Genomic DNA, 4023 nt, shown 5'->3' with positions numbered 1-4023 from the left:
CGGCCGGCCGATCAGCCGACCGCGCGCCCCGCGCTCGTGCGCGTCTGCGTCGCGGGGTACGACGGCAGCGTGCCCGTCACGCGGACCGACAGGACGTGCCCGCGGTCGGCGCCGGTGATGGCGTACGCGCTCGTGGTCGCACCGGGGATGGGGCGGCCGTCGCGCAGCCAGGCGTAGGACAGCTGCACCGACGCGGGCCGCCACGATCCGGGCCGCGCGGTCACCGTCCGGCCGACGGACGCGATGCCCGAGACGACGGGCGTTCCGGCCACGACCACCGGCTGCGGCACCCGCGGGGTCGGCGCGGAGATCCGCTCCACGGAGGCGTACCCGTCGCGCGCGCCGCGCACGGCGACCGTGATGCGGGCCCCGATCCGGTTCGCGTCGACCAGGAACGTGGGCCCGGTGGCGCCGAGCAGCGCCTTCCCGTCCGCGTACCACTGGTACGAGAGCCGCACGGGGGCGGGCTGCCACAGCCCGGTGCGCACCGACAGGGTCGCGCCGTAGACGGCCTGGCCGAGGATCGCCGGCGGCGGGGTGGAGGTGAGGGGCCGCGATCCGGGGGCGCTGCCGGTGGTGCCGACGGCCTCGGCGGTAGCCCACAGGTCCGGCACGATGCCGTACGTGAGCGCGAATCCCACGGAGGAGTCGTAGCCGCGGTCCACGGTCACGGATCCCACGGCGTCCGTGAACACGAACTCCCCGCCGCCGTCGAGCTGGTAGAAGATCTGGCTGTCCTCCGGCAGGTTCCCGTTGAGGGCCTCGCGCACGTCCCACCGGAAGGTGACCGTGGTGCCGGCCACGACGACCTCCGGCGTGTACGGCCGCGAGGAGCCGGAGGAGCGCACGGGCTCGGGAGCGCTGGCGGCGCCCACGACGGGCGACCCGCCCACCGTCCCGGCGATCCGCACGCTGAGGAGGTGCGGCCCGGCAGGGGCGGGCGCGACCAGCGGGCCGCCGGACGGGGAGACGGGGACGGTGCCCTCGGTGCGCCACGGCCCGGTCCCGTCGAGCCGGTACTCGTAGCGGAGCCCGGACGCGTCCGCGATGCCGGTGAGGTCGGGGAGGAGGAAGCCGTCGATGGTGGGCTCGCGCTCGGTGCCGTAGCCGGAGGGCTCGAAGTCGGGCGCGGGGATCGCGACGGCCGCCGCGGCCGCCTCGGATGCCGTGGTCGGCGTCGAGGTCGGCGTGCCGACCGTCCGTGCGGATGCGGGGGACATCCCCGAGAAGGCGAGCCCGGCGACGAGGACCAGGCTCACGGCGGCCGTCGGACGGCCTGCTCTCCGTGCCGTGCGGATCATCGTCGGACCGTCCGTTCCCGGGCTCCGTCGCCCGATGAGGCGAATCCTCGTCCCTGCTCCGGCGGTCCGCATCCCCCCGTCCGGGTGCCACGCCCGCCGCCCCGCGGGGTGCCCGCGCCGGGACGCCCGACGGGCCCGGATCCCGTGGGGGAGCCGGGCCCGTCGCGGGTCGGATGCGGGTCAGCGCACCTTCACGCCCGCGCTCGCGCGTGCCTGGTTGTCGTACGTGTAGATGACGGCGCTCACGATGGCGGTCACCGTGTGGCCGCGGTCCGCCTCCGTCAGCGTGTACGTCCGCGCGGTCGCCCCGGGGATCGCCTTCCCGTCGCGCTTCCACTGGTAGCCGAGCTCCAGCGACGCGGGCTTCCAGATGCCGGGCTGCGCGGTGAGCGTGCGGCCGACGACCGGGTTGCCGGTGATGCGCGGAGTGCCCGCCGTGATGACGGGCTGCGCCACCACCTTGGTCGGACCCGAGGTGCGCACGGCGGCGACGTACCCGTCGCGGGATCCGCGCACGGAGACGGTGAGGCGGTGCCCGATGTCGTAGCCGTCGACCTTCCGGGTCGCCTGCGTCGCCCCGGGGATCCGCTCGCCGTCGCGGAACCACTGGTACTCGTACGCCGTGGCGGCCGGCTGCCAGGTGCCCGTGCGCACGGAGAGGGTGGCCCCGTACTCGACCGTGCCGACGATCGACGGGAGCGCGGTCGACGTGAACGGGCGCGCACCCGGGGCGTCGGCGGTGATGCCGTCGACGTGGACGTAGCGCCAGGCGGTCGGGGTGGGCCCGAAGACCAGGTCGAAGCCGACGCGCTTCCCGTAGCCGGGCGTGACGGTGAGCGATCCGGTGACGTCCACGGGGACCAGCGGGCCCTCGTCGACCTGGGTGAAGACGTCGCTCTCCTCCGCGGTGAAGCCGTTGAGGGCCTCGAGCACGTCCCAGCGGAACGTGATGGACGGTCCGTCCACGACGACCTCCGGCGTGTACTCCAGGGTCCCGCCGACCGCCCGCACCTCGATCGGCGCCGATGCCGCGCCGACGACGGGCACGCCGTCGACCGTGCCCACGACGCGCATGCTGAGCAGGTGCGTGCCCGCGGAGGCCGGGACGTAGATCTCGTCGTCGCCGCTCACGTAGCCCGAGAAGGCCAGCGGGGTCCAGGGACCCGTGCGGTCCAGCTGGTACTCGTACGTGAGGCCCGAGGGGTCGTCGATGCCGGTGAGGTCGACCGTGGCGAGGCCGTGGAACTTGGCTCCCGCGCTGTAGTCGAAGCCGTACGGCTGCACGACCGGCGCGGGCACGCGGATCGCCGCGGCCGTCGAGCCGGTGGTCCCTGCGACGGGCGGCTGCGCGGTGGCGGCCTGCGCGGGCACGGCGCCCGCGAGCGCGGTGCCGGCCGCGATCACGACGGCCAGAGCGGTGAGCGGGAGACGTCGTCCCCCTGCGGTGCGGATCATGCGGTCCTTCCATCCCGGGGCGTCCTCGTCCCCCGGTAGATCGTCCTCCGTGCCCGGTCAGCAGTGCATCCCCCCGTAGGGGTCCTCCCCGCGAGGGGCGTAGCGTGGATCCCGCGCCGGCCGACCCGCGCCCGCCCGTCCCCCTCCCCGCACGTCAGGAGCCCCGCATGACCACCGTCCTCCTCACCGGCTTCGAGCCCTTCGACGGCGACGCCAGCAACCCGTCGTGGTCGGCCGTGCAGGAGGTGCGGGACCGCTGGGACGGCGACGCGGAGATCCACGTGCGGCAGCTGCCCGTGGACTTCGCGCGGGTCGACGACGCGCTGCGCGCCGCGCTCGCCGAGGTGGATCCCGACGTCGTGGTCGCCGTGGGCCTCGCGGGCGGCATCGAGACGCTCGAGGTGGAGCGGATCGCCATCAACGTCGACGACGCCCGCATCCCCGACAACACCGGATCCCAGCCCATCGACGAGCCCGTCGTCGCGGACGGCCCCGCCGCCTACTTCAGCACCCTGCCGATCAAGGCGGCCGTCGCCGCGGTGCGCACGAAGGGCATCCCCGCGGTCGTCTCGCAGACCGCCGGCACGTACACCTGCAACCACGTCTTCTACCTGCTCATGCACGAGCTGCGCGAGCGCCCGGCGGTGCGCGGCGGCTTCGTGCACATCCCGTACTCGACGGAGGAGGCGATCGGCACGGACCGGCCCTACCTGCGCATGGAGGAGATCGCGGCGGGCCTCACCGCGGTGGTGCAGGCGACGCTCCGCAACGCGACGGACGTGAAGGCGGGCGGCGGCTCGCTGGACTGAGGATCCCCCAGGGGTCGGGCCGCACCGCCCCGCGGGGCGGCCACCCCGCCTCCGCCGTGGGGACCCGCGGAGCGGGCCGCGCCCCGCACGCACTAGCCTCGCCCGCATCGCCCCCGGGCGGTCCGTCACGCGCGGTCGCGGCCGTCCGGTCCCGTCCGTCCCCGCCGACGACGCGGCGCACGCCGATGCCCCGCGACGACCGCCGATCCCGGGCGGCCGAGGGGCCCACCATGACCGTCCACGGGACATCCGCATGCACGTCGTGATCGCGGGCGGCGGCATCGCGGGGCTCGCCACGGCCATCGCCGTGCACCGCGCGGGGCACGCGACGACCGTGCTCGAGCGCCGCGAGACGGCGGAGGAGGCCGGCTCGTGGCTCCAGGTCGCGAGCGAGGGCATGGCCGCGCTCGACGCCCTCGGGCTCGGCGACGCGGCGAGCCGCCTCGGCGAGGCGACCC

Annotated in this window: 4 protein-coding genes; 2 read left to right on the top strand and 2 right to left on the bottom strand. The window is 75.6% G+C overall.

The annotated features are described in order from the left end of the window. Positions 1-11 precede the first annotated feature (11 nt). Both Q6969_RS13740 and Q6969_RS13735 read right to left on the bottom strand, forming a co-directional pair. Complete coding sequence (locus tag Q6969_RS13740; RefSeq protein ID WP_317230946.1) at positions 12-1259, bottom strand: hypothetical protein; 1248 nt, start codon at positions 1257-1259, stop codon at positions 12-14. A 222-nt stretch (positions 1260-1481) separates the two neighbouring features. Next, the gene (locus tag Q6969_RS13735; RefSeq protein WP_317230945.1) at positions 1482-2756 is read right to left on the bottom strand and encodes a hypothetical protein; all 1275 of its coding nucleotides are present in this window, start codon (positions 2754-2756) and stop codon (positions 1482-1484) included. 167 nt (positions 2757-2923) lie between these two features. Here Q6969_RS13735 and pcp point away from each other — a divergent pair, with 167 nt between their 5' ends. Continuing rightward, a complete protein-coding gene (gene pcp / locus Q6969_RS13730; protein WP_317230944.1) occupies positions 2924-3565 on the top strand; it encodes a pyroglutamyl-peptidase I in 642 nt (213 codons plus the stop codon). 253 nt (positions 3566-3818) lie between these two features. Then, a partial coding sequence (locus Q6969_RS13725; protein ID WP_317230943.1) for an FAD-dependent oxidoreductase occupies positions 3819-4023 on the top strand: 205 nt, incomplete at its 3' end.

The sequence above is a fragment of the Clavibacter sp. MX14-G9D genome (assembly GCF_032917815.1).
In the GTDB taxonomy this organism is placed as follows: domain Bacteria; phylum Actinomycetota; class Actinomycetes; order Actinomycetales; family Microbacteriaceae; genus Clavibacter; species Clavibacter michiganensis_K.
This window is presented reverse-complemented; position numbering and strand designations above follow the sequence as displayed.

Bases quoted from the DNA above. Each gene is read 5' to 3' on its own strand.
- pcp (WP_317230944.1), top strand. From the start codon at position 2,924: ATGACCACCGTCCTCCTCACCGGCTTCGAGCCCTTCGACGGCGACGCC.
- Q6969_RS13735 (WP_317230945.1), bottom strand. From the start codon at position 2,756: ATGATCCGCACCGCAGGGGGACGACGTCTCCCGCTCACCGCTCTGGCC.